The organism is Gammaproteobacteria bacterium (assembly GCA_003696665.1).
Lineage (GTDB): Bacteria > Pseudomonadota > Gammaproteobacteria > Enterobacterales.
The window spans coordinates 1-2,098 of sequence record RFGJ01000548.1 but is presented as its reverse complement, the minus strand read 5'-3'; the positions used below and the strand labels follow the sequence as shown (position 1 = coordinate 2,098).

Sequence of the window (2,098 nt, the reverse complement as noted above, 5' to 3'; positions counted from 1 at the left end):
CCTACTCTGAACCCTCAAGTTGGGAGTGCAGCGTATAGAAGGCTGAGCGGTCTTGGCGCAGGTATCTGTCTGAGGCCAGCACCTACTACCCCTACGGCGACTAGTGGAGCGGCAGCTACAACGGCCTGACGACCAGGCGCTTCACCGGTCAGCGTCACGAGTCCGGGCTGCCGGGGGGAGAAGGGCTGTACGACTACGGCGCCCGCTGGTACGACGCCCAGGTGGGTCGCTTCGTCAGCGCGGATACCATCGTGCCCAGCCCGGGCAATCCCCAGATGCTCAATCGATACGCGTACGTGCTCGACAGCCCGCTGCGGTACAATGATCCCAGCGGACACTGCCCGGTTTGTATCATTATTGGCGCTTTCCTGCTGGGTGGCGCTACGCTAGGCGGCAGCACAGCCACGTTTCCGGAGGGTGCCTACACGCCCAGCTTGCCCATCTATCGACAAGGCGCAGTCGAAGTGCGTCAGAATCGAGCGACTATCGAGGCGCTGGCCACAGACCATGTACCTGCAATCCTATTGGCAGCAGCGATTGCCAATCAGGGCAATTCTTGGCAGCGACCCATCGGGCTGGATTGGGGGGAGCGAATTCAAATTGCGATCGGCGAACACCATCAGTTTAAGGACCCCCGTTTGGCCGGGCTCTTTAACCATCCAAGCGTTGGCGTGGGTCAGATCATGCCAGGAGAAGCGCGAGAGTTAGGTTATGAAGGCGATACGTGGGGGCTGTTGGATGACAGGACGAGCATTATTTTGATGGCAGCCAAGTTGGAGGAGACGGCTGATGCGATTAGCGAATTCTCTCTTGGTACAACTGAATCGTTCATACTGCTGGCTATTGGCAACAATATCGGGAAGACGGTTACCGGTGACAAACGTTTTCGTGCTTATGGAGACGTAACCGCCTTTCTAAAAGGAGATAGAGAGGCGCGAACCCAACTCTTGAAAATGATGAACTGGATAGGCTACTTGCATGCACGTGAAGGGTGGTCGCTTCCAAAAGGCGTGGACACCAATCACATCTGGCAATTGCTCCGGATAGCATTCGACTAGGAGTCGATTCCATGTACACTCTGACTGTCGTACATGTTTGGATAATGCGTTTAGGTATGTTGGCCATCATCATATTTGCCATTTTCGGCTGCGATGGGGGCGGAACCAGCATTCCGAATAAATTTGATAACTTTCTTTTTGATCCGTTTGCACTGAAGTCCGAGCCACTACAACGATCCATGTTAACGCCAGCGCCTTCGTCAGAGGGTTCAACTCCAATTCCGGGCGCGGAGAGTGTCTTGACGGATCCAAATGCCCTTTTTGAGCTGGCCAACGAGTTGGCCCATGAGTATGAGCCTTCGACTTTGCTCTCATCGGTCTCTTTTAACGGCTTCTGCCAACGATATCAAGAAGGCGTCTCCTGGGCTAGTTTTGACTATAGTGCCGCGAATGTTGGACCCGATGAACTCTATTCGCACGAGACATCCACCATATTGATATCGATTCGCAACGGCAGCCTACTCTATATGAGCGATTATGTCCCGGGGGTAGATGAGTCGCTTTTCCATTATCCACCAGCCATTTCCTATCGCAGGGCTATGCAGATTGCCCAAGCCAATGGGGGAGAAGAAGCGGAACAGCGCATCGGTGCAACCTGCGAGTTCAGAGCCAGGTTGAACGGAGATGTATGGACCATTTACTGGTATGTGGGTAGGGTGTGGGGATCGGAACCGGTATTGACTCAGGAAATCGACGCCAACACAGGAGAGGTGCGCAAGGTAGAGCGGAAAGAGGAGAAAATATACTACCGACATTAGGGCCAATTTCGTCTACGCGTTCAGGGGACACTCGCGCCACGGTGTCCCCTGAGCCCGGGTCAAGGGAACCGTGAATGGGGTGACGACCGTTACTATCGGGGGCGTCTATGAGTACTCGGGCGGAGCCGGCAAGAGCTACTACACAGGACCAGGCGGTGTGGTGGCCATGCGCAGCGGCGGTGTGGTCTACTACCTGCTGACCGACCACCTGAACAGTACGGCGCGCATTGTCAACAGCGCGGGGGTCATCCAGGCTGACACCTACTACTATCCCTACGGCGG

The 2,098-nt window shown here is 55.2% G+C and carries 3 protein-coding genes; all 3 read left to right on the top strand.

Features of this window, described 5'->3' with window-relative positions:
- Nucleotides 1–125 precede the first annotated feature (125 nt).
- The gene (locus tag D6694_13480) at nt 126–1,058 is read left to right on the top strand and encodes an RHS repeat-associated core domain-containing protein (protein RMH37085.1); all 933 of its coding nucleotides are present in this window, start codon (nt 126–128) and stop codon (nt 1,056–1,058) included.
- An 11-nt stretch (nt 1,059–1,069) separates the two neighbouring features.
- Complete coding sequence (locus tag D6694_13475) at nt 1,070–1,816, top strand: hypothetical protein (protein RMH37084.1); 747 nt, start codon at nt 1,070–1,072, stop codon at nt 1,814–1,816.
- Nucleotides 1,817–1,886: 70 nt separating this feature from the next.
- Nucleotides 1,887–2,098: RHS repeat-associated core domain-containing protein (locus tag D6694_13470; protein ID RMH37083.1), on the top strand; the 212-nt coding region annotated here is incomplete at its 3' end.